Annotated in this window: 25 protein-coding genes; 12 read left to right on the plus strand and 13 right to left on the minus strand. The window is 64.9% G+C overall.

The window, feature by feature from the left end:
- A complete protein-coding gene (locus tag ACVWW6_RS31495) occupies positions 1-1,335 on the plus strand; it encodes an ABC transporter substrate-binding protein (RefSeq protein ID WP_028171118.1) in 1,335 nt (444 codons plus the stop codon).
- A gap of 77 nt (positions 1,336-1,412) precedes the next feature.
- Here ACVWW6_RS31495 and ACVWW6_RS31500 read toward each other — a convergent pair whose 3' ends face one another.
- The gene (locus ACVWW6_RS31500) at positions 1,413-2,402 is read right to left on the minus strand and encodes a zinc-dependent alcohol dehydrogenase family protein (RefSeq protein ID WP_456682007.1); all 990 of its coding nucleotides are present in this window, start codon (positions 2,400-2,402) and stop codon (positions 1,413-1,415) included.
- 102 nt (positions 2,403-2,504) lie between these two features.
- On the opposite strand from ACVWW6_RS31500, the gene ACVWW6_RS31505 reads away from it, so the two are divergent.
- Both ACVWW6_RS31505 and rnd read left to right on the plus strand, forming a co-directional pair.
- Complete coding sequence (locus ACVWW6_RS31505; RefSeq protein ID WP_456682008.1) at positions 2,505-3,404, plus strand: LysR family transcriptional regulator; 900 nt, start codon at positions 2,505-2,507, stop codon at positions 3,402-3,404.
- A gap of 354 nt (positions 3,405-3,758) precedes the next feature.
- Positions 3,759-4,907, plus strand: a complete 1,149-nt coding sequence (gene rnd / locus ACVWW6_RS31510) for a ribonuclease D (protein ID WP_011086908.1) — start codon at positions 3,759-3,761, stop codon at positions 4,905-4,907.
- A gap of 197 nt (positions 4,908-5,104) precedes the next feature.
- Here the strand turns inward: rnd and ACVWW6_RS31515 are convergent, their stop codons facing one another.
- The 5 genes from ACVWW6_RS31515 to ACVWW6_RS31535 form a co-directional block, all read right to left on the minus strand.
- Positions 5,105-6,487, minus strand: a complete 1,383-nt coding sequence (locus tag ACVWW6_RS31515) for an aspartate aminotransferase family protein (protein ID WP_456682009.1) — start codon at positions 6,485-6,487, stop codon at positions 5,105-5,107.
- Positions 6,488-6,630: 143 nt separating this feature from the next.
- Positions 6,631-6,804 carry a hypothetical protein gene (locus tag ACVWW6_RS31520; RefSeq protein WP_165448152.1) on the minus strand — a complete coding sequence of 58 codons (174 nt, stop codon included), beginning with the start codon at positions 6,802-6,804 and terminating at the stop codon, positions 6,631-6,633.
- Positions 6,805-6,838: 34 nt separating this feature from the next.
- Entirely contained in the window at positions 6,839-7,402 is a 564-nt protein-coding gene (locus ACVWW6_RS31525) for an isochorismatase family protein (RefSeq protein ID WP_028171114.1), read from the minus strand.
- Between the two features lie 25 nt (positions 7,403-7,427).
- The gene (locus ACVWW6_RS31530; RefSeq protein WP_011086905.1) at positions 7,428-8,048 is read right to left on the minus strand and encodes a GNAT family N-acetyltransferase; all 621 of its coding nucleotides are present in this window, start codon (positions 8,046-8,048) and stop codon (positions 7,428-7,430) included.
- Positions 8,035-8,646, minus strand: a complete 612-nt coding sequence (locus ACVWW6_RS31535; protein WP_456682010.1) for a hypothetical protein — start codon at positions 8,644-8,646, stop codon at positions 8,035-8,037. Before ACVWW6_RS31535 ends, ACVWW6_RS31530 begins: the two co-directional genes overlap by 14 nt.
- Positions 8,647-8,720: 74 nt before the next feature.
- Here ACVWW6_RS31535 and ACVWW6_RS31540 point away from each other — a divergent pair, with 74 nt between their 5' ends.
- On the plus strand, positions 8,721-9,761 hold the full coding sequence (locus ACVWW6_RS31540) for a LysR family transcriptional regulator (RefSeq protein ID WP_011086903.1): 1,041 nt from the start codon (positions 8,721-8,723) through the stop codon (positions 9,759-9,761).
- An 18-nt stretch (positions 9,762-9,779) separates the two neighbouring features.
- Here ACVWW6_RS31540 and ACVWW6_RS31545 read toward each other — a convergent pair whose 3' ends face one another.
- Positions 9,780-10,943: an autotransporter outer membrane beta-barrel domain-containing protein gene (locus ACVWW6_RS31545; protein ID WP_456682011.1), complete on the minus strand. Its 1,164-nt coding sequence runs from the start codon at positions 10,941-10,943 to the stop codon at positions 9,780-9,782.
- 378 nt (positions 10,944-11,321) lie between these two features.
- On the opposite strand from ACVWW6_RS31545, the gene ACVWW6_RS31550 reads away from it, so the two are divergent.
- The gene (locus ACVWW6_RS31550; RefSeq protein ID WP_008129967.1) at positions 11,322-11,528 is read left to right on the plus strand and encodes a cold-shock protein; all 207 of its coding nucleotides are present in this window, start codon (positions 11,322-11,324) and stop codon (positions 11,526-11,528) included.
- A gap of 86 nt (positions 11,529-11,614) precedes the next feature.
- Here ACVWW6_RS31550 and purN read toward each other — a convergent pair whose 3' ends face one another.
- Positions 11,615-12,268 (minus strand): phosphoribosylglycinamide formyltransferase, encoded by a 654-nt coding sequence (purN, locus tag ACVWW6_RS31555; protein ID WP_304565163.1) that lies wholly within the window; start codon positions 12,266-12,268, stop codon positions 11,615-11,617.
- Positions 12,268-13,341: a phosphoribosylformylglycinamidine cyclo-ligase gene (gene purM / locus ACVWW6_RS31560; RefSeq protein ID WP_456682012.1), complete on the minus strand. Its 1,074-nt coding sequence runs from the start codon at positions 13,339-13,341 to the stop codon at positions 12,268-12,270. The genes purN and purM overlap by 1 nt, the downstream gene beginning before the upstream one ends.
- A gap of 154 nt (positions 13,342-13,495) precedes the next feature.
- On the opposite strand from purM, the gene ACVWW6_RS31565 reads away from it, so the two are divergent.
- The 4 genes from ACVWW6_RS31565 (at position 13,496) to ppx (ending at position 18,647) form a co-directional block, all read left to right on the plus strand.
- A complete protein-coding gene (locus ACVWW6_RS31565; protein WP_011086898.1) occupies positions 13,496-14,038 on the plus strand; it encodes a CDP-alcohol phosphatidyltransferase family protein in 543 nt (180 codons plus the stop codon).
- Positions 14,039-14,129: 91 nt separating this feature from the next.
- Positions 14,130-14,807, plus strand: coding sequence for a P-loop NTPase family protein (locus tag ACVWW6_RS31570; protein ID WP_028171109.1), 678 nt, complete (start codon positions 14,130-14,132; stop codon positions 14,805-14,807).
- A gap of 135 nt (positions 14,808-14,942) precedes the next feature.
- Positions 14,943-17,132, plus strand: a complete 2,190-nt coding sequence (locus tag ACVWW6_RS31575) for an RNA degradosome polyphosphate kinase (RefSeq protein ID WP_456683200.1) — start codon at positions 14,943-14,945, stop codon at positions 17,130-17,132.
- Positions 17,133-17,144: 12 nt separating this feature from the next.
- Positions 17,145-18,647 (plus strand): exopolyphosphatase, encoded by a 1,503-nt coding sequence (gene ppx / locus ACVWW6_RS31580; RefSeq protein WP_060911754.1) that lies wholly within the window; start codon positions 17,145-17,147, stop codon positions 18,645-18,647.
- A gap of 48 nt (positions 18,648-18,695) precedes the next feature.
- Here ppx and ACVWW6_RS31585 read toward each other — a convergent pair whose 3' ends face one another.
- The gene (locus ACVWW6_RS31585; RefSeq protein WP_028171106.1) at positions 18,696-19,556 is read right to left on the minus strand and encodes a TerC family protein; all 861 of its coding nucleotides are present in this window, start codon (positions 19,554-19,556) and stop codon (positions 18,696-18,698) included.
- Positions 19,557-19,600: 44 nt separating this feature from the next.
- On the minus strand, positions 19,601-20,023 hold the full coding sequence (ndk, locus tag ACVWW6_RS31590; protein ID WP_011086893.1) for a nucleoside-diphosphate kinase: 423 nt from the start codon (positions 20,021-20,023) through the stop codon (positions 19,601-19,603).
- Between the two features lie 312 nt (positions 20,024-20,335).
- On the opposite strand from ndk, the gene ACVWW6_RS31595 reads away from it, so the two are divergent.
- The 3 genes from ACVWW6_RS31595 to ACVWW6_RS31605 all read left to right on the plus strand — a co-directional run bounded on the left by ACVWW6_RS31595 (position 20,336) and on the right by ACVWW6_RS31605 (position 22,913).
- Positions 20,336-20,587 (plus strand): hypothetical protein, encoded by a 252-nt coding sequence (locus tag ACVWW6_RS31595; protein WP_027576269.1) that lies wholly within the window; start codon positions 20,336-20,338, stop codon positions 20,585-20,587.
- A 212-nt stretch (positions 20,588-20,799) separates the two neighbouring features.
- Positions 20,800-20,979, plus strand: a complete 180-nt coding sequence (locus tag ACVWW6_RS31600; protein WP_028171105.1) for a hypothetical protein — start codon at positions 20,800-20,802, stop codon at positions 20,977-20,979.
- Between the two features lie 71 nt (positions 20,980-21,050).
- The gene (locus ACVWW6_RS31605) at positions 21,051-22,913 is read left to right on the plus strand and encodes an ABC-F family ATP-binding cassette domain-containing protein (RefSeq protein WP_456682013.1); all 1,863 of its coding nucleotides are present in this window, start codon (positions 21,051-21,053) and stop codon (positions 22,911-22,913) included.
- A gap of 150 nt (positions 22,914-23,063) precedes the next feature.
- Here ACVWW6_RS31605 and ACVWW6_RS31610 read toward each other — a convergent pair whose 3' ends face one another.
- Entirely contained in the window at positions 23,064-23,735 is a 672-nt protein-coding gene (locus ACVWW6_RS31610; protein ID WP_028171103.1) for a 3'-5' exonuclease, read from the minus strand.
- A gap of 1 nt (position 23,736) precedes the next feature.
- Positions 23,737-25,539, minus strand: a complete 1,803-nt coding sequence (locus ACVWW6_RS31615) for a putative nucleotidyltransferase substrate binding domain-containing protein (protein ID WP_271612810.1) — start codon at positions 25,537-25,539, stop codon at positions 23,737-23,739.
- Between the last annotated feature and the right edge of the window lie 74 nt (positions 25,540-25,613).

Consider the following 25,613-nt stretch of genomic DNA (forward strand, 5'->3'; position numbering starts at 1 on the left):
ATGCTGTTTTCCCGCAGGCTCATGCTCGGCCTCGCCATGGCAGGCACTATGGCAGGCGCCCTCGCCTTTCCCGCGCTCGCCGGCGAAGGTCCGACCGAGATCGACCTGTTCTTCCCCGTCCCCGTCGACGGCAAGCTCGCCCGCGACATGGGCACCTTGATCAAGGAGTTCAACGAGACCCATCCCGAGGTCAAGGCGACCGCGGTCTACACCGGCTCCTATGACGACACGCTGATCAAGACGCGCGCGGCCATCAAGGCCGGCAAGCCGCCGTCCGCCGTGATCATGTCGGCGAACTTCCTGCTCGACATGCAGATCGAGAACGAGCTCACCAATCTCGACGGCCTGATCGCCGCCGACGGCAAGACCAAGGACCAGTTCCTCGGCCAGTTCTTCCCGGCACTGCAGGGCAACGCGGTGATCAACCGCTCGGTCTATGGCGTGCCTTTCCACAATTCGACGCCGCTGCTCTACATCAACGCCGACAAGGCCAAGGAAGCGGGCCTTGATCCGAACAAGCCGCCGCAGACCTGGGCGGAGCTGACCGACTGGGCCAAGAAGCTCACCAAGCGCGAGGGCGACAAGGTGACCCAATGGGGCATCGCGATCCCCTGCGCCTATGACTATTGCGGCTGGATGATGGAAACGCTCACCATGACCAATGGCGGGCGCTACTACAACGAGGAGTTCGGCGGCGAGGTCTATTACGACACGCCCTCGATGCTCGGCGCGCTGACCTGGTGGAACGACCTCGTCTACAAGCACAAGGTCCACGCGCCTGGCGCGACGCCCGGTCCCGCCGTCAGCACCTCCTTCATCTCCGGCAACGCCGCGATGATGATGCTGTCCACGGGCTCGCTGACCTATGTGCGCGACAACGCCAAGTTCAACTACAAGGTCGCTTTCATCCCGCGCAACGTCCGCAACGCCGTGCCGATCGGCGGCGCCTCGCTGATCGTTCCGGCCGGTCTCGAAGCCGACAAGCAGAAGGCCGCCTGGACGCTGATCAAGTGGATGACCTCGCCCGAGAAGAGCGCCTGGTGGAGCCGCGCCACCGGCTATTTCGCCCCCAACATGGCCGCCTACAAGACGCCTGACATGGTCGACTTCCTGAACAAGAACCCGGACGCCAAGACCGCCGTCGAGCAGCTCGACGTCGCAAAGCCCTGGTTCGCGACCTACAAGACCGTCCCGGTCCGCAAGACGCTGGAGGACGAGGTGATGCTGGTCCTGAACGGCAAGAAGCAGCCGAAGGAGGCGCTCGCCGCCGCCCAGAAGGCCGCGGATGAGACGCTGAAGCCCTACAATGCCGAGACGTCGCTGAAGCTGCCGTAAGGCCGACGCTAACGTCCAAACGAACTTCGGCGCTCCGTCATGCGGGGCGCCGAATGCGTTTCGCGAGATGCGCGCGTTTAGATCGTCACCACGATCTTGCCGAACTGATCGTTCGACTCCAGGAAGCGATGCGCCTCGACGATCTCCTCGAATCGGAATGTCCTGGCGATGATCGGCTTCAGCGTGCCGTCCGACAGCCCATCAAGAATGAATGCCTTGGCCTTCGCAAGGCGCACGGGATCGCGGATGATCTCGTGCACGAGGTAGCCGCGCAGGACCAGACTCTTGGTCAACACGTTGAAGAGCGGGAACGGCGTCGGCGCCGGACTGAGCCCGCCATACTCGATCAGAATGCCGCCCGGCGACATCGCCGCGGTCAGCGGCTCGAATGCGGGACCGCCGACGGCGTCAAACACCACGCGGACGCCGTTTGAACCGGCGATCTCCGCGAGCCGCGCTCCGATGTCCTCCTCGTCCGAGGCGATCACGTGCGCGGCGCCGGCATCGCGCAAGGCGCGCCGCTTGGTCGAGGTCCGCGTTAGCGCAACCGGGACAGCGCCGACCCGGTTCGCGATCTGGGTGGCCGCAAGCCCGACGCTGCTCGATGCCGCCGTGACGGCGACGACGTCCCCTCGCCCTACTCCGGCGATATCGACCAGCGCGCCGTAGGCCGTCAGATATTGCATCCACATCGCGGCCGCGACCTCGAAGCCAAGCTCGGGCGGATGCTTCACGACGAGCTCGGCCGGAAACGTCGCGAGCTCGGCGTAGGCCGGCCATCGCACCATCGACAGCGGCGGCACGATGCTCACAGTGTCATCGGGCGCAAAGCCGGCCACGCCTTCGCCGACCGCCTCAACGATGCCGGCCGCCTCCAGACCAAGGCCGGACGGAAATTTCGCGGACTCGATATACGTGCCCCTCCGCAGCAGCGCCTCGGCGCGGTTGAGACCGAGTGCCCTGACCCGGATCTGAACCTCGCCCTTTGCCGGCGGTGGAACGCTGGCGGTCTCGATGCACAGCACTTCGGGACCGCCGTGCCGGTGAAAGCGAACGATGCGGGTCATGGGATATACTCCAATCAGTTGAACTGAATGGAGCTATGCCGGTCCCGTGGAAGCGGATAAATCACCCAAACAAGCGAACAGTCGAAACCAGGAGTTTTCAATATGGACCGCCTGACCAGCATGGCCGTGTTCGTCAAGGCCGTCGATCTCGGCTCGTTCGCAGCCGCCGCCGACGCGCTGGAGCTGTCGGGGCCGATGGTCGGCAAGCATGTGCGCTTCCTCGAACAGCGCCTCGGCGCCCGCCTCCTCAACCGTACCACGCGGCGCCAGAGCCTGACCGACGCAGGGCAAGCCTATTACGAGCGCTGCCGTGCCGTGCTCAACGCGGCTGAAGCGGCTGACGCCGTAGTTGCCGACGAATTATCCGAACCGCGCGGCAGGCTGCGCGTGACAATGCCCGCGCTGCTGGGGCGGCACTGCATCGCGCCCTTGTTGATGAAGCTGGCGCGCAAACATTCGCATCTCGAGCTCGACCTCTCCTTCGGCGACCCGATCGCTGACATCGTCGAGGGCGGCTACGATCTTGCGATCCGGACCGGTGATCTCGATAACCAGTCCGGCCTGATTACGCGGCGCATCGCTCGCCAGCGAATGGTGGTGTGCGGCGCGCGATCCTATTTGCGCGCCCATGGCAAACCGAAATCGATCGACGATCTCGCCGCCCACCAGGCGATCATCTATCGCCGCTCCGGGCGGGTCCGGCCTTGGCTGTTTCCGCGGGACGGTCAGCCTCCGCGCGAGATCATGCCGGCCGGCAGGCTCAGGCTCGACGATCTCGAGGCGATCGCGGACGCCGCGGCACAGGGCATGGGGCTCGCCTGGCTACCCTGCTGGCTGGTCCGCGAACGCCTCAACAACGGCGCGCTGGTCGGTCTCTTCGGGGGCCAGCCGGAATTCCTGTACGACTGCCACGCCCTGTGGCCACGTTCGCCGCGGATGCCGCTAAAGGTCCGCGCCACCGTGGACGCCCTCACCGCCGTCTTGCCGAAACTGATGACGTGATGGTGGTCGTCCGCGCCGTTAACCCGCTGTCCACCATCCGGCCGCCCGCACCGCCGGTAACCATTGGAATTAACAGACCGTCAACACGCTCCCGACAAGTCTAACGGTTCTGTCGGGGGATTTTGCCGTGGATCTGTTGGTTTTCGAGTTCCTGGGACTGGCGCTGGTCGCCATGTGCGTGGTCGTGGTGGCGCTGCCCTGCGCCCGAAAACCCTCGCAAAGGGTCCGTTACGAATAGGAATTTCGTCGGAAGGAGCGATTCCGGCCCAATTGCAAGGCTCGAATTCGCTTCGAGCCCCTTGACATCACAGCGCTTTCGGCAGAACGGCTGATATCAAGTGTCATGGGCCGTTCATGGATTTGATTACCACCACCGCTGACCTTGCGGCTGCCTGCAGCCGACTGGCCAAGCACCCCGTCATTACTGTCGATACCGAGTTCCTGCGCGAGACCACCTATTACCCGCTGCTGTGCGTGGTGCAGATGGCCAGCCCCGAGGAAGCGATCGTCATCGACACCCTGGCCGTGGGCATCGACCTCAAGCCGTTCTTCGAGCTGATGGGCAACGAGGCCGTGCTGAAGGTGTTCCACGCCGCCCGGCAGGACATCGAGATCATCTGGCACCAGGCCAACATCATCCCGCATCCGGTGTTCGACACCCAGGTCGCGGCCATGGTGCTCGGCTATGGCGACAGCATCGCCTACGACCAGCTGGTCGAGAAGGTCACCGGCCACCGCCCGGACAAGACCCACCGCTTCACCGACTGGTCGCGCCGCCCGCTGACCAAGGAGCAGATGCACTACGCGGTGTCCGACGTCACCCATCTGCGCGACGTATTCGCGGCGCTCGATGCCGACCTGAAGAAGCGCCGCCGCAGCGAATGGGTCTCCATCGAGATGGAGGTCCTGACCTCGCCCCGCACCTACGACTTCCACCCCGAGCGCGCCTGGGAGCGGCTGAAGACGCGGGTGCGCAAGCCGAAGGACCTCGCGGTGCTGATGGAGGTCGCGGCCTGGCGCGAGCAGGAGGCGCAAAGCCGCGACGTGCCACGCGGCCGCGTGCTGCGCGACGAGGCCGTCAGCGACATCGCCACCCACGCCCCCAACACGCTGGAAAAGCTCGCCCATCTGCGCTCGGTGCCGAAGGGGTTCGAGAAATCCAAATGGGGCGCGGACATCGTCGCCGCGGTCGAGCGCGGCCTGGCGCGGGATTTCTCGACGCTGCCGAAGCTGGAGAAGCCGCGCAACAATTCCAACGGCGCGGCCATCGTCGAGCTCTTGAAGGTCCTGCTGCGGATGACCGCGGAGCGCCATGCGGTCGCAAGCAAGGTGATCGCGACTGTCGACGATCTCGAGGAGATCGCAGCCAGTGACGAGGCCGACGTCCCTGCCCTGCGCGGCTGGCGCCGCGAGCTGTTCGGCGATGCCGCACTGAAACTGAAGCGCGGCGAGCTGGCGCTGGCGATCGAGAAGGGTCGCGTGATCGGGGTCGAGCGGGCGTAAGCGCGCCCCGCTCTCCCTCCGTCGTCGTCCTGGCGAAAGCCAGGACCCATTACTCCATGGCGGAGTTTGGCGAAGACTCTGCGTTCGGTACTCCAACCGCCACAAATCGATGGATCACGCGGTATGGGTCCTGGCTTTCGCCAGGACGACACCGGTGAATGTGGTCGGCTGCTCCGGCCACACTGAAACGCTCGACCTTACGCCGGCGTCAGCTTCGCCACCTCCGCCTTCATATCCTCCAGCACGCCCGATATCGCCGCCACCAGCTCGTCGATCTGGGTCTTGTTGACGATCAGCGGCGGGCAGATGGCGATGGCATCGAGCATGTTGCGGGAGATCACACCGCGCTCCTGGAGCATGCGGCTGGCAATGCCGCCGACGGCGCCGGGTGTCGCCGCTGCCGTCTTGCGCTGCTTGTCGAGCACCAGCTCGAGCGCCGCGATCATGCCGACGCCGCGGACCTCGCCGACCAGCGGGTGGCTGGCAAGCTCACGCAGCTTGCCCTGCATGTAGCCGCCAAGCTCGGCGGCATGCGCGACCAGGCCGCGTTCCTCGATGATCTTGAGGTTCTCCAGCGCAATCGCCGAGCCGACCGGATGGCCGCCCGCGGTGAAACCGTGGCCGAGCACGCCGATCTTGTTGCTCTCATCCGCGATCGGCTCGAACATGCGGTCGTTCATCAGGATCGCCGACAGCGGGAAATAGCTCGAGGTGATCTGCTTGGAGACAACGATCGCGTCCGGCTTGATGCCATAGGTCTCGCAGCCGAACATCTTGCCGGTGCGGCCGAAGCCGCAGATCACCTCGTCGGCGACCAGCAGGATGTCGTACTTCTTCAGGACCGCCTGGATCTTGTCCCAATAGGTCGCCGGCGGCACGATGACGCCGCCCGCTCCCATCACCGGCTCGCCGAAGAAGGCTGCGATCGTATCCGGCCCTTCCTTCTGGATCAGCGCGTCGAGCTCCTCGGCCCGGCGCGTGGCAAACGCCTCCTCGCTCTCGCCCGGCGCGCCGTCCTTGTAGAAGTGCGGCGAGCCCGTGTGCAGGATGTTCGGCAGCGGCAGGTCGAACGAGCGGTGGTTGTTCGGCAGGCCCGTGAGGCTGGCCGACGCGATGGTGACGCCGTGATAGGCGCGCATCCGGCTGATCACCTTCTTGCGCTGCGGCTGGCCGAGCGCATTGGAGCGATAGGCGATCAGCTTCAGGACGGTGTCGTTCGCCTCCGAGCCGGAATTGGTGAAGAACACCTTGCTCATCGGCACCGGCGCGAGCGCCACCAGCTTCTCGGCGAGATCGATCGAGGGCCCGTGCGATTTGGCGGAGAACGTGTGGTAGAACGGCAGCGCCAGCATCTGCTTGTGCGCAGCCTCGACCAGGCGCTTCTCATTGAAGCCGAGCCCGACGCTCCACAGGCCGGCCATCGCCTCGAAATAGCGCTTGCCCGATGCGTCGAAGACGTAAGGGCCCTCGCCGCGCTCGATCACCAGGGGACCGGCCTGCTGATGGGTGCGCGCGTTGGTGTAGGGATGGAGCTGGTAGGCCACATCCCGGGCCTCTTGCGAATTCGGCAGCATGGACATTTGCGAAAGATCCTCAAGGTCGTCACATCGCCGGCGCGGCCAGCGTCATCTCTTGGCTATTGCGACAACGCAGAACTTGCAACGCCAATTCGTCGGCAGCAGGCGCTCAGCAGCGTTGCACAAAGCCGCATGCGGAACAGCTCTCAGGCCGCGCTGTCATCATCATCACCATCGTCGGCGGCAGCAGCGGCTTCCCGCACCTCCACGAGCGCCATCGAGAGCAGATAGACGGTCGTGGGCAAGCCGACGCGGCGCGCCGTCTCGACGGCACGCGACAGGTCGCTTGCCAGCTCCTTGAGCTCGTCTCCCCGTGACAATGTCCCACCCCATCCATCCGCCGATCGCGGCCGCCTATACCGCAACGGCGCCGCTGGTTCTGATCAGTTCGGCGCTGGACTGGATTGTAGCAAAGTTACCGATGACATTCACTACCGCATGCTTGTAGGCGGCGGCATCGCCCGCGCCCGGCTGGCGGCAGGCCACGGCGTCGGCCACCACCTGATAACGATGGCTGCGGTGAAACCCGTCAATGGCGGTGGCGAGGATGGTCTCGTCCAGGGAGAAGCCGACCAACACGCAGCGCACATTGCGGATATTGGACATGTAATCCACAAACCGCGCCGAGCTGTAGGCCGAGGGCAGCGGGTGCTCGAACGTCATCTCGCCGGGCCGCGGCTTGGTCTCGGCGATCCAATCGGTCAGCCTGGATGCCGGATTGAACCAGGCCGCCTGGGCGATGCGCTTCAGATGCATCACGGGCCAGAGATTGTCGCGCCACAGCATCAGGAGTTCCAGGCAGCGCGCAGTGGCCGCCTCGCCGTCGAGGATGACGTGGCGACGCCCTGGGGTCAGATATTCGACCTGGAGATCCGCACAAACCAGGATTGGCGGATCATCGGTGTTGGAAGTCAGCATTATCTTGCGCAGAGCTGCACCAGTTTCAGTGATCGGCGAGCGCGAGATCCCGCAGCGGCGAGGTCACCGCCCGCCCCGCCGAGGCGTCAAGCACGCCCGGCCGGTCCCAATCGCCCTCGGGACGGATGATGACATAGGGATCGCTGTCCAGCGTGATTGCATCCGGACCCGGCTCGATCTCCAGCAGCATTTCCGTGTAGGAAAAATCCGAGAAGGTGATCTTGCGATTGTGGCCGAGCGGCTTGGCGCCGAAATGGGCCCAGAAATCGACCAGCCGGTCCTGCGCCTGGCCGTAGATCTTGCGAAAGCCCTTGCGCTTCACATAGTCGACGCTCGCCTGCACCAGCTTGAACGAGACGCGCGAGCGCCGATATTGGTGTCGCACCGCGAGCCGCTCGACCTTGGCGAAATCGCCGAAGAAGCGCACCCGCAGGCAGCCCGCAGGCTCGCTGCCGACAAAGCCGATGAAATGCGCGGCTACCATGTCGTTGCCGTCGAACTCCTCCTCGAACGGACAATCCTGCTCGGCGAGATAGACCGCCGAGCGGATGGCGGTGACCAGCATGAGATCGTTGGGATTGCGCGCAAGGCGGATGGTGATGGCGCGGGAGTCGGGCTTCGCCGGGGGAATCCTAGTGCCGTGCATCTGCAAAACTCCTTGCTTGGATGATCGCGCCCGGCATGCGCATCGGCCGCCGGTGCCATGGGCGCTCGTAGCACCACAGGTCGGGTTGGAAGCTCGGAACAGGCTCGAAGCCGGTCGCCCTCATGATGTCGCGTCCGGCCACGGTTGAAGGCTGCGCATAGCAATCCGCGCCGCGAAATCTCGGCTGTCGGAGGTGCGCCGCGGCCTCGCCGAGACCAGCGATGCCACGGCCCGTCGCCGCGACCGCCCAGATGTAGATGGCAGCAACCTCCTCCGTCGCGGAAGCCAGATAGTGCGTCTCCGGCGCGGTGAGGCAAATCTCGTCGAGCAACAAGGCATCGTGCCCGCGGTCGCTCAGGAACAGGAAGGCCATGCCACCGAGCAGCTTGCCGTTCCGGCTGAACGTCAGGATGCTCTGAGGATCGAAGGTGAAGTATTTTGCAAGCTCCGCGGTTCCGAGCTGCACGCCGGGCACCAGCCGGCGCGCCATCTCGGAAAGTGCCGCAATTTCAGAAAATTGCGCGCAACGGACGTCGACATCCGGACTGAGCGGCAGCGCGTCGAAATCATGCCTTGCGGCAAAGGAGCCCCTTTCCATAGCCTGATCGCCCTTCTATCGTCTGCGGCTTTCGTGCCCCGCTATGTCGAGCTTAGCGGTTGGGGACCTGGAGTATGCAGCAGTTATTGCACCGGGGTGCTGCGATGACGCAGCACCGTGAAGAAGCCCTGGACGCGTCCTGGGACGATTTGAAGCTATTTCTAGCGTGCGCAAAATATAAAAGTTTCCGCAACGCCGCCGAAGAGCTTGGCCTCACCTCGACGACGCTGATGCGCCGGATCGACCGGCTCGAAGAGAGCATCGACTGCAAGCTGTTCCTGCGCGATCAGAGCGGGCTCACGCTCAGCGACGAAGGCACGGCAATGATTGCCGACGTCGCGCATATGGAGCGTCATGCCTTCAACGTCTTCCGGCGCGCCTCGCGCTCGTCGAACGACACGTCGGGCACCGTGCGCGTCGCAGTGACGGAAGGTCCCGGCAATTTCTGGATCCTGCCGCGGCTGATCGATTTCCAGAAAACCTATCGCAAGATCACCGTCGATCTGCGCTGTGCGATGGAGCAGGCCGACGTCGCGCGGCTCGAGTCCGATATCGCGATCCAGCTCGAGCCGCCGACCAACCCCGATCTGATCGTCGCAAAGCTCGGCCGTCTGCACATCTATCCCTTCGTCTCCAAGGAGTACGAAAGCCTCTACGGCCTGCCGGCGACGCTCGCCGAATTGAAGAACCACCGCATCATCAAGCAGAGTGCTCCGCAGGTCGACGACACCGCCTACGCCCGCGTGCTCGGGCTGGAAACGCTCGAGGGCATCGTCGGAATCAAGACCAACTCCTCGGTCGGCGTCCTCTATGCGGTTGAGCGCGGCGCCGGCATCGGCTTCCTGCCGACGGTGTCGATCGCGCTCGGCGCACCGTTCATTGCCGTCGATCTCGGCGTGAGCCACCACGCCGACCTATGGCTCACCTATCACAAGGAGTTTCGCGATTCCGAGCGCCACAAGATCGTGGTCGACTGGCTGAAGAAGATCTTCGACCCCAAGACTTATCCCTGCTTCCGCGACGAATTCATCCATCCGAATGCGCTGGTGCCGATGATGACGGCCGCGCGCGAAGGCTTTGGATTGAAAGGCTATGTCGCGACGACGCCGACATAGGCGCAGGCGAGCTGTGCCTCACCACCGATACTCGAAGCCGACCGTGCCCTGGTGCGAGGTGAGCTCGTTGCGGAACTTGCCGTCGTAATTGACGTAGAGCCGCGCGGTGTTGGTCAGGCTGAGCGAGGCTGAGGCGCCGGCATCCATGCCGTAGCGGCTCTCACCGATGCCGGGGACGGCGATGCTCTGGGTCCCGAGGCTGACCTGGACCGAGCCGAGGTTCTGGTAAAAATTGTCAACGAACTTGCCGTACGCTGAGAGATCCAGAATCTTCTGGTCGAAGATGAAGTAGCGCCCGACCTCGGCCCCGATCATGACACGCGCGCGCGAGAGCGCCGTCGAGCCGACGTTGAGCGGATCGAGGCCGCCCGCCTCCTGGAATGCCGCACTGGTGGCGCGGACATATTCGAGCGCGCCCTTGGGCACGACGCGCATCTGATCCTTGGTCCAGTAGTAGCTGATCTCGGTCAGTGCGCCGTCGACCGCGGCGCGATAGCCGGCGGAGGCAACGCCAAAGCCGGTATCCCTGCTGGAACGGACCTTGCCGAAACCGCGCACCACCGCGAACGCCCAGGTCCACGGGCCTTTGTCGATCGAGCCGTTGAAACCGACCTGGGTCAAATCGAGCGTCGCCGACTGGAGCGCGAGCGGCACGTCGATATCGGTGTGGCTCTGATCGACGGAGAAGCCGAGATTGACGCCAGGCGCGAGTCGCGCGCCGAAGCCGGCGACGCCGCCAAACGTCTTGCGCTTGTCGCCGACGAAATCCCCCTGCGCATCGGTGCGGACCGAAATACCGTAGCCCTCGAACCAGGTGCGGTAACGGGGATCTTCCGTGCTTGCGGACGCGCCGCCGCCGCCCGGATTGGTCCGGAACGCCCGGTTGAAACCACCCGACGCCTGGTTGCCGAGCCGCTCCAGAAACCCCGACCCGAGATTGAGCGTGCTGTTACCGACCGACTGGTCGTAATTGGTCGAGGTCGGCATCGGAATTGGCGTCGGCGACGGCGTGGGCGTTGGGGTTGGGGTCGGCGTTGGCGTCGGGGTCTGCGCGTAGCCGGGCGTCGCCGCCAACATCGCCACGACGAGCGCAAGCAACATCGCGATCGCTGCCGCGCCCCGGCGGACGCGGTTCAGCCCGATCGTCTGCCGTGTCCCGGAGGGCTGCGATGTGCAGCGCATGACGACAAATCCCGAAGCAAATGGCGGCGCGCAAAAATGCAACACGAGCGGCGCACGCATGCTGCGATTTGCGCCGAACTGTTACGGAGGGTCAACCGGCTGGCGCCTTGAGACGGGGGTGATTGCTCCCGATTGTGGTTCCGCGGCCACAGGTCGGAAATTGCAGACGGGCACTCCCGGCCCGGCCTTGAAATTCGCGCATGGCTTGCTAACGCGCGATTTTCGTGTTGCAATATCCGACACAATCGGAATTGGCGCTCGGCTGTGCGTTTCGCGACATTGAGACTCAAGACTCGAACAGACTTCCGGAAGCCCGTTTGTGGCGTGGCACGCGAAAAGCGGCCGCGTCTTTTTTGTATCTAGCGGAGGAGACGAACGATGCCACAAAAGGGCACCGTCAAGTGGTTCAACCCGACCAAGGGCTATGGGTTCATCAAGCCGAACGGCAGCGACAAGGACGTGTTCGTCCACATCTCCGCCGTCGAGCGTGCTGGACTCTCCACCCTCAACGAAAACCAGGTGGTTGAATACGACCTCGTGGAGAACCGCGGAAAATCATCCGCGGAGAACCTCAAGGTCTCCTGATCTCTCGTTCCACACGCGAGACATCACGACGATGCCCCCGGCTCTGCCGGGGGATTTTGTTTGTGACGACGAAACGCGACGGCGCCTCAGCTCGCCACGGGCGAAACCAGGAAATTCTCCGACGGTCCGCTGCCCGCCGTCTTGCAGACATCGCCCTCGATCTGGACCTTGCCGGTCGCCAATAGCCGCAGCGCGGCCGGATAGATGCGGTGCTCGACTTCGAGGATGCGTTCCGACAGCGTGTCCGCCGTATCGTGGTCGCTGACGGGAACCGCGCCCTGCATCACGATCGGGCCGGCATCGGTCTCGGGGATCACGAAGTGCACCGTCGCGCCAGACAGTTTCACGCCGGCGCGCAGGGCCTGACCGTGCGGGTCGAGGCCGGGGAAGGACGGCAGCAGCGAGGGATGGATGTTGAGCATCCGCCCGTACCAGGCCCTGGTGAATTCGGCCGTGAACAGGCGCATGAAGCCGCCAAGACAGATCAGCTCGATGCCGTGCTGATCGAGCGCGGCCTGCAGCACCGCCTCGAAGCCGGCGCGATCCTTGCCGAACGGCTTGCTCTCGATCACCAGCGTGTTCACGCCGCTCGCCCTGGCCCGTTCGAGCCCAGGTGCATCGGCCTTGTTCGAGATGACGAGGGAAATTTCCGCCGGAAAATCCGGCGCGCTGGCTGCCTTGATCAGCGCGACCATGTTGGAGCCGCGGCCGGAAATCAGGATGGCGACGCGGCGCTTCATCACGGCGCCAGATCGAGATGGCCATTGTAGACGACGCGATGCTCGCCCTCGGCGGGGATCACGGTGCCGAGCTGCGCCACGCTCTCGCCTGCTTCGGTGAAGACCTGCACGACCCGGTCGACCTTGTCCGGCTCGACGATCGCGATCATGCCGATGCCGCAGTTGAAGGTGCGCAGCATTTCGAGCTCGGCGATGCCGGCCTGCGCGGCCAGCCATTTGAACACCGGTAGCACGGGCAGCCGCGCCAGATCGATGCCGACGCCAAGGTTCTTGGGCAGCACGCGCGGAATGTTGTCGGTGAAGCCGCCGCCGGTGATGTGGGCGAGCCCCTTCACCGCGCCGGTCTCTCGGATCGCGCGCAGGCAGGATTTGACGTAGAGCTTCGTCGGCGTCAGCAGCGCGCCGCCGAGCGTCATGACAGGCGCGAACGGCGCCGGCGCCTCGAAGCCGAGACCGGACTGCTCGACGATCTTGCGCACCAGCGAGAAGCCGTTGGAGTGCACGCCCGACGAGGCAAGACCGATCACGGCGTCTCCTGCGGCGATGTCCTTGCGCGGCAACAGCGTACCGCGCTCGGCGGCGCCGACGGCAAAGCCGCCGAGGTCATAGTCGCCGTCCTTGTAGAGGCCTGGCATCTCGGCGGTCTCGCCGCCGATCAGGGCACAGCCGGATTCCCGGCAGCCTTCGGCGACGCCGGCGACGATCGAGGCGGTCGCCTCCGGATCGAGCTTGCCGCAGGCGAAATAGTCGAGGAAGAACAGCGGCTCGGCGCCCTGCACCACGAGGTCGTTGACGCTCATGGCGACCAGATCGATGCCAATGCCGCCATGCAGGCCGGTTTCGATCGCGATCTTGACCTTGGTTCCGACGCCGTCGGTGGCGGCGACCAGGACGGGATCCCTGAAACCGGCCGCCTTGAGGTCGAACAGGCCGCCGAAGCCGCCGATCTCGGCGTCGGCGCCGGGCCGCGCGGTGGCGCGCACCATCGGCTTGATCAGATCGACCAGGCGGTTGCCCGCGTCGATATCGACGCCTGAATCGGCGTAGGTGAGGCCGTTTTTGCGGTCGGTCATGCCCGATTTCCAGTGGGGTTGCGGCTGGTTACGTCGAATTCCGGGGACGCGCAATGGCTCGCATGGCGCTCGGCGCCATACTATGTAGATATCAACGGGTTCAGCCTTCAAACGGGGCGGATTCGAGGTCAGGCCGGGTGCCGGGAAGCGCCGCGTGAGTATTCCGAACATCATCACTTTGGGCCGCATCATGCTGGTCCCGATCATCGTCTGGGCCATCGTGTCGAGCCAAATGGAGGTGGCGTTCGCCGTCTTCCTGATCGCCGGGATCAGCGATGCCGTGGACGGCTTCCTCGCCAAGCGCTTCAACATGGCAAGCGAGCTCGGGGCCTTGCTCGATCCGCTCGCGGACAAGGCGCTGCTGGTCTCGATCTATATGTCGCTCGGCATCTGGGGCGCGATTCCGCGCTGGATCGTGATCCTGGTGGTATCCCGCGACATCATGATTGTCGCCGCCGTGATCGTGTCCTGGCTGTTCGACCGGCCCGTCGAGATGAAGCCGTCGAAAGTGTCGAAGCTCAACACCGTCGCCCAGGTGGCATTCGCGGCGCTGGTGCTGGCCGCGCTTGCCTTCGGGTTCAAGCCGGCGCCCTATGATATTATCCTGATGGGCCTCGTCACGATCTTCACGCTCTCCTCCGTGTCGCTCTATCTCGTCGAGTGGGTCCGGCACATGAGCACGATCGAGGCCAAATGAGCGCGAACCGGCCCCGCAAAAGGCCAACTCACGCCCGATCAAGTCGAATCTTTCAAGCGAAGCCGGCCGTCCGGCATGGAGCAAAGCAAGCGTGGCAGGCCGCGTTCACCCCCGACAATTGGCGTTCTCGCTGCCGCACGCGGAGAGCCTCAGCCGGGACAATTTCCTCGAAGGCCCCGCCAACGCTGCCGGCCTCGCCTTGATCGACGGCTGGCCGGAATGGCCGAACCGGATCATGTGGCTGGCCGGCCCCGAAGGCAGCGGCAAGAGCCATCTCGCCGCGATCTGGGCCGAGGAGGCCGGCGCCCGCTCGACCACGGCCAATGCGTTGACCGCCGCAGGCGTTCCTGGCGCGCTCGCCACCGGCGCGCTGGTGGTCGAGGATCTCAAGGCCAAGGATTTTGACGAGCGCGCCCTCTTCCACCTGATGAACCTCGCCCGTGAGGACGGCGCCTACGTCCTGTTCACGGGGCGCGATGTGCCGGCTGCGCTGGACATCGAGCTCAACGACCTGCGCTCGCGGCTGCGCGCAGTGCCGGTGGTCACGCTGCTGCCTCCTGACGACCAGCTCTTCCGCGGCCTGATCGTCAAATTCTGCGCCGACCGCCAGCTCACCGTGGACGAGAGCGTGGTCAGCTACCTCGCCACCCGCCTGGAGCGATCCTCGGCCGCCGCCCGGCAGGCCGTGGAACTGCTCGACAGCGAGGCCCTGCGGCTCGGCCGCCCCGTGACCCGGGCGCTGGCCGCCGAACTGCTCCGCGACGCCTGACCCCGCCCCAACGCCGCTTGACGGCGCGGAACGGCGGAACATCAATGTCATCGAAACGTCATCGCCCTAACACATGCTCCCGGCGGTTTTGCGCGTCAGTCGCAAATTGGGGCAAACTGGATGGACCGACTTCTCATGGACTCCGCGCAAGCTGTTGAAATAAAAGAAAAAGTCCCGGAGACCGAGAGCCTGCCGGCGATCGCATCGAGCCCCGAGCGATTCATCAACCGCGAGCTGTCCTGGCTGCATTTCAACCGCCGCGTCCTGGAGGAATCGGTCAATCCCAGCCATCCCGTGCTGGAGCGGGTGCGATTCCTGTCGATTTCCGCGAACAACCTCGACGAATTCTTCATGGTCCGCGTCGCCGGCATCAAGGCCCAGGTGCGCGAGGGCATTGCCGAGCGCAGCCCCGACGGCCTGACGCCGTCCGAGCAGCTCGCGCTGATCAACCGCACGGTCTCCCAGCTTGCTTCCGACCAGCAGGCGATCTGGCGCGACCTGCGCGCCACGCTGGCCGATGTCGGCATCGTGCTGGTGGACGGCAAGGAGGTCACCAAGGCGGAGCGGACCTGGATCGAGGACTACTTCCTCAACAACGTGTTCCCGCTGCTGACGCCGCTCGCGATCGACCCGGCCCATCCCTTCCCGTTCATCCCGAGCCTCGGCTTCACCATCGCGCTCCAGCTCACGCGCGCCGCCGACGGCAAGCAGATGAATGCGCTGATCCGCATGCCCGGCAAGATCGACCGCTTCATCCGCCTGCCGTCCGAGGGCACGATGCGGCTGATCTCGCTGGAGCAGGCGACCGCCCTGTTCATCAACCGACTGTTCCCCGGCTACAATCTGCATGGACAGGGCGCCTTCCGCATCCTCCGCGACTCCGAGCTCGAAATCGAGGAAGAGGCCGAGGATCTCGTCCGCCTGTTCGAGACCGCGCTGAAGCGCCGCCGCCGCGGATCGGTGATCCGGCTCGAGATCGACGCCAAAATGCCGGAGCAGCTGCGCAACTTCGTGCAGCATGCCCTCTCCGCCGCCGATGACGAAGTCTTCCTGGTCGACGGCGTGCTCGCCATGAACGAGCTGTCGCAGCTCACCCGCCTCGACCGGCCCGACCTCGAATTCACCCCTTACGTGCCGCGCCATCCCGAGCGCGTGCGCGAGCATGGCGGCGACATCTTTGCCGCGATCCGGCAGAAGGACCTCGTGGTCCATCACCCCTACGAATCCTTCGACGTGGTGGTGCAGTTCCTCCAGCAGGCAACGCGCGACCCCGATGTCGTCGCGATCAAGCAGACGCTCTACCGCACCTCCAACAATTCGCCGATCGTGCGCGCGCTCGCCGAAGCCGCCGAGGCCGGCAAATCCGTCACCGCGCTGATCGAGCTCAAGGCGCGCTTCGACGAGGAGGCCAACATCCGCTGGGCGCGCGACCTCGAGCGCGCCGGCGTGCAGGTCGTCTATGGCTTCCTCGAACTGAAGACGCACGCAAAACTCTCGATGGTGGTGCGCCGCGAGGGCGGCAGCCTCACGACCTACGTCCACACCGGCACCGGCAACTACCACCCGGTCACCGCGCGCATCTACACCGACCTCTCCTACTTCACCTCCGAGCCGACCATCGGGCGCGACGCCGCGCGCGTCTTCAACTTCATCACCGGCTATGCCGCGCCGAGCGATCTGGAAAAGATGGCGGTGTCGCCGCTGACCCTGCGCAAGCGCATCATCGAGCACATCCAGGGCGAGACCGCGCATGCGCGGCACGGCCGCCCCGGCGCGGTCTGGATGAAGATGAATGCGCTGGTCGACCCCGACATCATCGACGCGCTGTACGAGGCCTCACAGGCCGGTGTCCAGGTCGAGCTCGTGGTACGCGGTATCTGTTGCCTCAGGCCCGGTATCCCCGACCTATCGGAGAACATCCGCGTCAAGTCGATCATCGGGCGCTTCCTGGAACACGGCCGAATCTACTGCTTCGGCATGGGCCAGGGGCTGCCGAGTACGAAAGCGGCTGTGTATATCTCCTCGGCCGACATGATGCCGCGCAACCTCGACCGCCGCGTCGAGGTGCTGTGTCCGCTGCAAAATCCCACGGTGCATCAGCAGGTTCTCGAACAGATCATGGTCGCGAATCTCAAGGACAATGAGCAGAGCTGGCAATTGTTGCCGGATGGGTCCTCAACGCGTATGAAGACCGCGAAGGGCGAGGAGCCTTTCAACGTCCACAACTACTTCATGACAAATCCGAGTCTGTCTGGCCGTGGAAAGTCGCTCAAGGAATCCTCGCCGCGTCGTCTCACGCGCCGGAACGAACGCCATCCATCCTGATCGGGCGTCGACGTGACTCGGCCGCGCAAGCGCGGCTCGAGCGTCGCGGTCATCGACATCGGTTCCAACTCGGTCCGCCTCGTCGTCTACGAGGGACTGGCGCGGAGCCTCATTCCGATCTTCAACGAGAAGACGCTGTGCGGCCTCGGGCGCGAGGTGCAGAGCACGGGGCTGCTTGCGCCCGACGCCGTCGACAAGGCGCTGACCTCGCTGAAGCGATTCCGCGCGCTGTGCCGCGTGATGCAGGTCGGTCGCGTGTTCGCGATCGCGACCGCCGCCTGCCGCGACGCCTCCAATGGCCCCGACTTCATCGCCAAGGCCGAGCGCATCTGCGCCGTCAAGATCGAGATTCTGTCGGGCCCGCGCGAGGCGCGGCTGTCGGCGCTCGGCGTGATTTCTGGCATCCACCACCCCGACGGCATCGTCGGCGATCTCGGCGGCGGCTCGCTCGAACTGATCGACGTGCGCAGGAACAGCGTGCGCAGCGGCGTGACGCTGCCGCTCGGCGGGCTCGCGCTCCAGGACCTCGCCCACAAATCGCTCAAGCGCGCCGACCGTATCGTGCGCGAGGAGCTCGACGGGGTGCCGCAGCTCAAGGCGGGCAGCGGCCGCACATTCTACGCCGTCGGCGGCACCTGGCGCGCGCTCGCGCGCATCCACATCATTCAGAGCGGCTATCCGCTCCAGGTGATGCACGGCTATTCCATCTCTGCAGCGGAAGCGCTCGACTTTTCGCGCCGCCTTCGCCGTCTGGCGGCCGCCGACATGCTCGCCGATATCGAGATCGTTGCCGATGCGCGGCGCCCGCTCCTCACCTACGCGGCGCTGGTGCTCGAGCACATCATCCGCGTGGCAAAGCCCAAGACCATCGTGTTCTCGACCTTCGGCGTACGCGAGGGCCTGCTGCACGAGAAGCTGACGGAAACCGAGCGCAACAAGGACGGGCTGATCTGCGCAGCCGAAGAGCTCAACCAGCTGCTGTCGCGCTCGGCCAAGCACGCCCGCGAGCTGATCGCCTGGACCGATCGCCTGGCGCGCGTCGTGAAGCTGCGCGAGACCGAGGAAGACCGCCGCTTGCGCCACACCGCGTGCCTGCTCTCCGACATCGGCTGGCGCGTGCATCCCGATCACCGCGGCGAGCAGACGCTGAGCCTCGTCGTCAACGGCAATTTCGGCGCGATCACCCACACCGAGCGCGCCTTCGTCGGCCTGTCCGTGTTCTATCGCTATGCGGGCCTGAGCGAGGAAAACCAACCGCCGGCCACCATGCAGGAGTTACTGACGCCGGCCCAGCTCGACCGCGCCCGCCTGCTCGGCGCGGCATTCCGCGTCGCGCATCTGATCTCGGCGGCGCGGCCGGGCGTGCTGCCCGCCACGCATTTCCGCAGCCAGGGCCGCAAATTGATGCTGGTGTTCGAGCATCGTCTCGGCGACATCGTCGCCGACCGCGTCGGCAGCCGCTTCCGCCAGCTCGCCCGCCTGGTCAACCGGGCCGGCTCGATCGTGCGTCGGTAGTTCACCTCTCCCTGCGGGAGAGGTGAGATATGCGTCCCTCGGAAAAGTTTACTCTGCCGACGCCTTGGCGTGGCGCTCGGAGGATTCCAGCGCCGCCTGGCTCAGGCTGCGCCGGCGCCAGATGGTGCCGACGACCAGCACGACGATGACGCCGAGCGCCGCGCAGAAATATTCGCCGCCTCCACCGCCATGGCCGAATTGGGCCGGGATGCGCAGTGCACCGAGCATGTTGTCCAGCGAGGCACCGAACGGACCGTCGAACAGCGTGTGCAGCTTCGGTGCGACGCCGGGATCGGTCGCGATCACCTCGCCCGCGATCCAGCCGAGCAGCGCAGCGCCCGCCCACACCAGGACCGGGAGCTTGGCGAGCAGCGCCATGATCAGCGCCGCACCGGCGACGATCAGGGGAACGCTGATGGCAAGGCCGAGGATCAACAGCGGCACGCTGCCATTGGCCGCGGCGGCGACCGCAATGACGTTGTCCAGGCTCATGACGATGTCGGCGACGACGACGATCTGCACCGCCTGCCACAGATGCGAGGCCGACTCGACGCCGTCCTCGTCCTCGTTTTCAGGCACCAGGAGCTTGGCCGCGATCACGATCAGCGCGAGACCGCCGACGAGCTTGAGATACGGCAGCTCCATCAGGCTTGCGACGATGCCGGTGAAGATGATCCGCAGCAGCACCGCCGCGCCGGCGCCCAGGATCATGCCCCACAGACGGTGCCGCGGCTTGAGGCCGCGGCAGGCGAGCGCGATCACCAGCGCGTTGTCGCCGGAGAGCAGGATGTTGATCCAGATGATCTTGCCGACCGCAATCCAGAAGGTCGGCTCGGCCATCTCATTGCGGAACTGGGTGAAGAATGCCCCGATCGTAGCGGGATCGAAGATCTGCCAGAGCCAGTTCACAATGAGTCCTTTCGCCCCGTCGCTTTAACTTATCGGCTGAATGATCAGCCGACGATCTCGTTGCCCGAGAAGAACTGCGCGATCTCGATCGCGGCGGTCTCCGGTGCATCCGAACCGTGTGCGGAGTTCTCGCCGATCGACTTTGCGTAGAGCTTGCGAATGGTGCCTTCGGCCGCCTTTGACGGATCGGTCGCGCCCATCGCGTCGCGGTACTTGGCGACGGCGTTCTCGCCTTCGAGCACCTGGACGACCACCGGGCCCGAGGTCATGAACTCGACGAGCTCGCCGAAGAACGGACGCGCCTTGTGGACGGCATAGAAGGTCTCGGCCTGTTCCTTGGTCATGCGGATGCGCTTCTGCGCGACGATTCGCAGGCCCGCCTTCTCGATCACGGCGTTAACCGCACCGGTCAGGTTACGCGCGGTCGCATCGGGCTTGATGATCGAGAAAGTGCGTTCGATGGCCATGATCTTGTCCTTGAGAAGAAATGCGGTGGTTCGGAGTTGCGGGGCTTATATCGGCGCCTTCGCCAGACGGCAAGCGACCGCCAAAACCCGCCTCCCGGGCGCTTCGCCGCAGGCCGCCCCGGCGGATCCAGCGATGGATTACCGAGATTTCATCGAGATGAACCCAATCTGAAGCCCCCATTCAGGCTTTGGTTCAGCTTCGCCGGCGTAAGGTTGGGTCTATCGAAACCAAAGCCTGATCATCAGGCAGACCGTTTCGGCGGCCTTTCCATCGACGCGATACCCCGCGCCGGCAGTTTTGAGGAGATCACCATGTTGAGGAAACTTTCGCTTGCCGCTGTCGCTGCGGTCGCGCTGGGTGCCGCGCTGGCACCGACCTCGGCCTCTGCTCACTGGCATGGCGGCGGCTGGGGCTGGCACGGCGGCGGCTGGCATCACGGCTATGGCTGGGGTGGCCCGCGCTTCTATGCCCCCGTCTCCTACGGTTATGGCGGCTGCTATGTGCGCCGGCTGGTCCCGACCCCCTGGGGACCCCGCTGGCGGCTGATCAACCGCTGCTACTGAGCCCGACAGCACCTTAACTCAGGGTGCCGGCCCCCCACGGCACCTTCCAAGAGAGGCCCCGGCGATCCCCCCGCCGGGGCCTCGCATTTGAGCAGGCACGACGAATTCATACAATTTTCACGAGAATGTCCGGCATTTCCCACGACCGGCGAAACCATTTGGAGGCCAACGACTTGGTACCGTGTCGTTACTCTGCAACATGGAACCTCGTGATGACGGGCCCTTTCGCCAATGACAGCGAACAAATCGACCGGCGCACCAGCCGCTCGATTTGCGATGCCGTGGGGGAACGGCTTCAGCAGAGACTCCGCCCCGACCCCCGGCTGCCCACGCATCTCGAACAGCTCCTCGACGAGCTGAAGAAGCGCGACCGCGAAGGCGGCGCTCACTGACAGGCCGTAGACGTAGAACGGGCTGCGCAAAAACGGGTTGCGTTTGATCCCGGCTGCGGTGACAAGGCCGCATGCTTGCTATCACCGACCTCTCCATCCGCCTCGCCGGACGCCTTTTGATTGACCAGAGTTCCGTGCAGATCACGCCCGGATCGCGCGTCGGCATGGTCGGACGCAACGGCACCGGCAAATCGACGCTGTTCAAGGTGATCCGCGGCGAGCTCGCGGCCGAGCACGGCGCGGTGACCCTGCCGCCGCGCTGGCGGGTGGGCAGCCTCGCGCAGGAAGCCCCGAACGGCCCCGAGAGCCTGATCTCGGTCGTGCTCAAGGCCGATCTCGAACGCGACGCGCTGCTGCACGAAGCCGAGAGCGCCACCGATCCGCACCGGATCGCCGAGATCCAGACCCGGCTGGTCGACATCGACGCGCATTCGGCGCCGAGCCGTGCCGCCGCGATCCTGTCCGGCCTCGGCTTCTCCGCCGCCGATCAGCTCCGTCCCTGCGCCGAATTCTCCGGCGGCTGGCGCATGCGCGTCGCGCTCGCCGCGACGCTGTTCGCGGCCCCCGACCTGTTGCTGCTCGACGAGCCCACCAACTATCTCGATCTCGAAGGCACGCTGTGGCTGGAGGATCACTTGGCGCATTATCCGCGCACGGTGATCGTGATCAGCCACGACCGCGACCTCCTCGAAAGCTCGGTCGACCAGATCCTGCATCTGGAGCGCGGCAAGCTCACGCTCTACAAGGGCAGCTACTCCTCCTTCGAGGAGCAGCGCGCCGCGCGCGAGCTGCTCGATGCAAAGGCGGTCAAGCGCCAGGAGGCCGAACGCGCCCGCCTGCAGGCCTTCGTCGACCGCTTCAAGGCCAAGGCCTCGAAAGCGCGCCAGGCCCAATCGCGCGTCAAGATGCTGGAGCGGCTGAAGCCGATCACCGCGCTGGTCACCGAAGACGTGCGCGAGATCAGCTTCCCCGCGCCGGAAAAAATCCTGTCGCCGCCGATCATCGCCGTCGACAACGCCTCGGTCGGCTACGATCCGGCGACGCCGGTGCTCGGCCGCGTCACCTTGCGCATCGACAATGACGACCGCATCGCCCTTCTCGGCGCCAACGGCAACGGCAAGTCGACGCTGGTGAAGCTGCTCGCCGGCCGCCTCGCGCCGTTCTCGGGCAAGGTCACGCGCGCCGACAAGCTCTCGATCGCCTATTTCGCGCAGCATCAGCTCGACGAGCTGAACGAGGACGCCTCCGCCTACGATCACGTCCGCAAGCTGATGGGCGATGCGCCGGAAGCGAAAGTGCGGGCGCGCGCCGGCGCGATCGGCTTCTCCGGCAAGGCGGCCGACATCAAGGTGGCAAGACTGTCGGGCGGCGAGAAGGCGCGGCTGTTGCTCGGCATTGCGACCTTCTTCGGCCCCAACATGATCATCCTGGACGAGCCGACCAACCATCTCGACATCGACAGCCGCGCTGCGCTTGCGGAAGCCATCAACGAATTCCCCGGCGCGGTGATCATGGTCTCGCATGATCGCTATCTGATCGAGGCCTGCGCCGACCGGCTCTGGATCGTCGCCGACCGCACCGTCACCAATTACGACGGCGACCTTGACGAATACCGCCGCCTGGTCCTGTCGGCGCGCAACAGCGAACCCGCCCCGCGCGAGCGCAGCACGGCAGCCGAGAAGCCGCAGCGCCCGAAGTCGGACAATCGCGGCTCGCTCAGGAAGCGCATCGCCGAAGCGGAAGCCGAGATCGCCCGCGTCAGCGACATCATCACCAAGATCGACACGGCGCTCGCCCTGCCCGACATCTTCACCCGAGATCCCAAGCAGGCCGCGCAGCTGTCGAAGGCCCGCGCCAATGCGGCCGAGGCATTGGCGCGCGCCGAGGAGCAGTGGCTCGAGGCGAGCACACAATTCGACGAGGCGGCGGGCTAGTCTTGCGACCGCGGAACGTCGGTCCGGGCTCGGCCGGCCAAGGCTCCATCAAAATCTGAAGAACAACCCCATGCACAGTACAGGTATTAAAGTACCTGTACGTTTCCGTCTGTAGCTGTTGGGCAATCTGCTCCGCTGCGCCGGGCCCGGTTATCCCCCGAACTGATTGAAAACGGGGCTGGCACGTTGGCGCGCGATACGGACGCCGCGCCTGGTCAGGTCGCGCAACTGCAGGAACATCATCGCAGTCATCAATGCGTCGTTGAAAGCATCGTGCTGCCCAAGAGGCGGAATGCAGAGGTCGTGGAGGATCGCGGCGAACGACAGATCGACCTCGGTATTCGGCGGCGCGTTGCCGTATTTGCGTTCGTAGTAGAGCCGCGACACTTCGATGCGTTCGTTGGGCAGTTCGATTCCCACCAGCGGCAGGATGTACTTGTCCAGCATGGCGATGTCGAAGTCGACATAATAGCCGATCAGCGGGCGCGGCCCGATGAAATGCAGAAAGCCGGGCAGCACCTTCCAGACGATCGGCGACGCTTCGACGTCGGACCGGCGCAAGCGGTGAATCTTGATCGCCTCCGCCTCCAGTTCGCTGTCGGGATGGACGATGGCTTCGAAGCGCGCGCTGGTCAAAATCCGGTTGCCGCGGATCTTGATTGCGGCAATGGCGACGACGTTGTCCGTTCGCACATTCAGACCGGTGGTCTCGCAATCGATGACGACAAACTCGTCGTCCGGAGCGCGATCGAACATGAAGCGATACGATTGATCGCTCAGGGTCGCCTGGTGCAACAGTCGTTTGATCGCACGGGGCAGCATTCTAGAACATGCCGAGCTTGAAATGATGACCGACAATTTCCCGAAACTTCTTCACCACCTGGAGCGCGTCACGCAACAGATGACGTTCCATGCTGGACAAGTGCGCCGGTCTTACCAGAGTTCCCGATGCGCCCGCGGATGCGGCCAGCTGCCCATCGAGCCGAAGCATCAGCAGGAATCGGAAGGCTTGTTTCAAGTCGCGTCCAAAGTCCCGTTGCAGCACGCCGAGATCACAGAGCCGGGAAATCCGCTTGTCGGTGGAGGTCTCGCGCAGGCCCTGTTCGAGCGCCAGGCTGCGAACGCCGTGCACGATGGGAAAGATGCCGCCCTTCTTGAGATCCAGGGCATCGCCGGTGCCCTCCGACGTGATCAGGTTGTTGAAGAGGCCGATCGGCGTTTCGAACGCGTCAACGGCGCGCGCGAAGTGGGACATGAACGCCTGCTCGCCCCGGGTCATGTCGATCAGCGCCGTCTTGGCGTCGTTCAGGAGCTGCTCATTGCCCGCGATCGCCTGCGCATCGTAGACGATGGCCACATTCATGTGCCCGGCCTGATCGGGAAGCACGATCCAGCGACGCAAATCCGCGCGATACTCCGAAAGCGGCCGGGACCATAGCGGATTGCGCACCATGATATCGCCCGGACAGGGCGGAAAGCCGAAGCTCTGCAGAGCGACGAAGAATTCCTGACGGAACGCCTCCAGGATTTCGCCCTGCATCGGACCTGCGAGGATAAGGCCGTTGTCCTGGTCGGTACGGATGGTCTGCTCGCCCCGCCCTTCGCTTCCCATCACGATCAGGCAGCTGCTGGTGCGCAGCTCGGCCGGCGCGACCATTTCGAACAATCGAGACAGCAGGCGTCGATTGAGGTCGGAGACGATCTCCGCAATGACCTCTACCTTGACCCCTTGCCGTCGCAGCACGCGCGTTTGCGTCTCGATCTCCCGCGCCGCGGTGGCGAGGTCCTGCTGACTCGAGGCTCGATCGATGCGGCCGGCAATGACTTGAGCGCTTCCCGCCAAGAACCCCAGCAGATCGATCTCCTCCAGAATTCCGACGAGCTCTTCGCCGTCGCGCACGGCAAGCCGCCGCTTGTTGTGCTTGGTCATGAGCAGGAGGGCCGAGGAGACGAAATCGTCACGGCGCAGCGACACGATGTCGAAATTCGCGAGCTCGCCGACCGGCGTCTGGATGGACTGGCGCCGCAGCACCACCGCTTTGGACAGGTTCATGCCGGTCACGATGCCGATCCGCTCACCGTCCCGGACAAACAGCGCATTGCTGTTGATCTCGCGCATCAGATGCCCGGCGGCCTCGATCGTATCACTGGCAGCCAGAAACACCGGCGGATGCAGGAACAGTTCGCCGACCTTGGCGTGCATCAACGAGCCGTAACGTCCCGTCTCCTCGTCGTTGGCGAGTTCGTCCAGCTTCTGGGATATCTCCCGGTAGAAAAAAGCCGCAAAGCGCGGGTTCGCCTTGATCAGACCGAGCGCGACCTTCCGGGGGATCACGTAGCAAAGCGTCTCGTCGCGGGCGATAAACTGGTGGCCGCTATGGTCGTGAACGAGCGCACGACTGTCGAACGTGTCTTTGGGACCGAGCAATGCCAGCAGGTCGGCTTCGTTCCGCTCCTCGACGATGCCCTTGATCACGACATAGAGCGCCTCCGCCGGGGCGTCCCGCCCGATGATCGCTTCGCCCGGACTGAAGTACCCGATGTCCAGCGCGGCCCGCAACGTCTCGGCCTCGCCCGGCGTCAGACGATCGAACGGCGGGTTGGTGATGTCGAACGCCTTGGGCATTTCGGCCTTTCGAAGATACGGACCACCCGAGGATCCGACGACTGATCATCGAAAGCGCGGCACCGGCCGGCCCA

The organism is Bradyrhizobium sp. USDA 3311 (assembly GCF_054062495.1).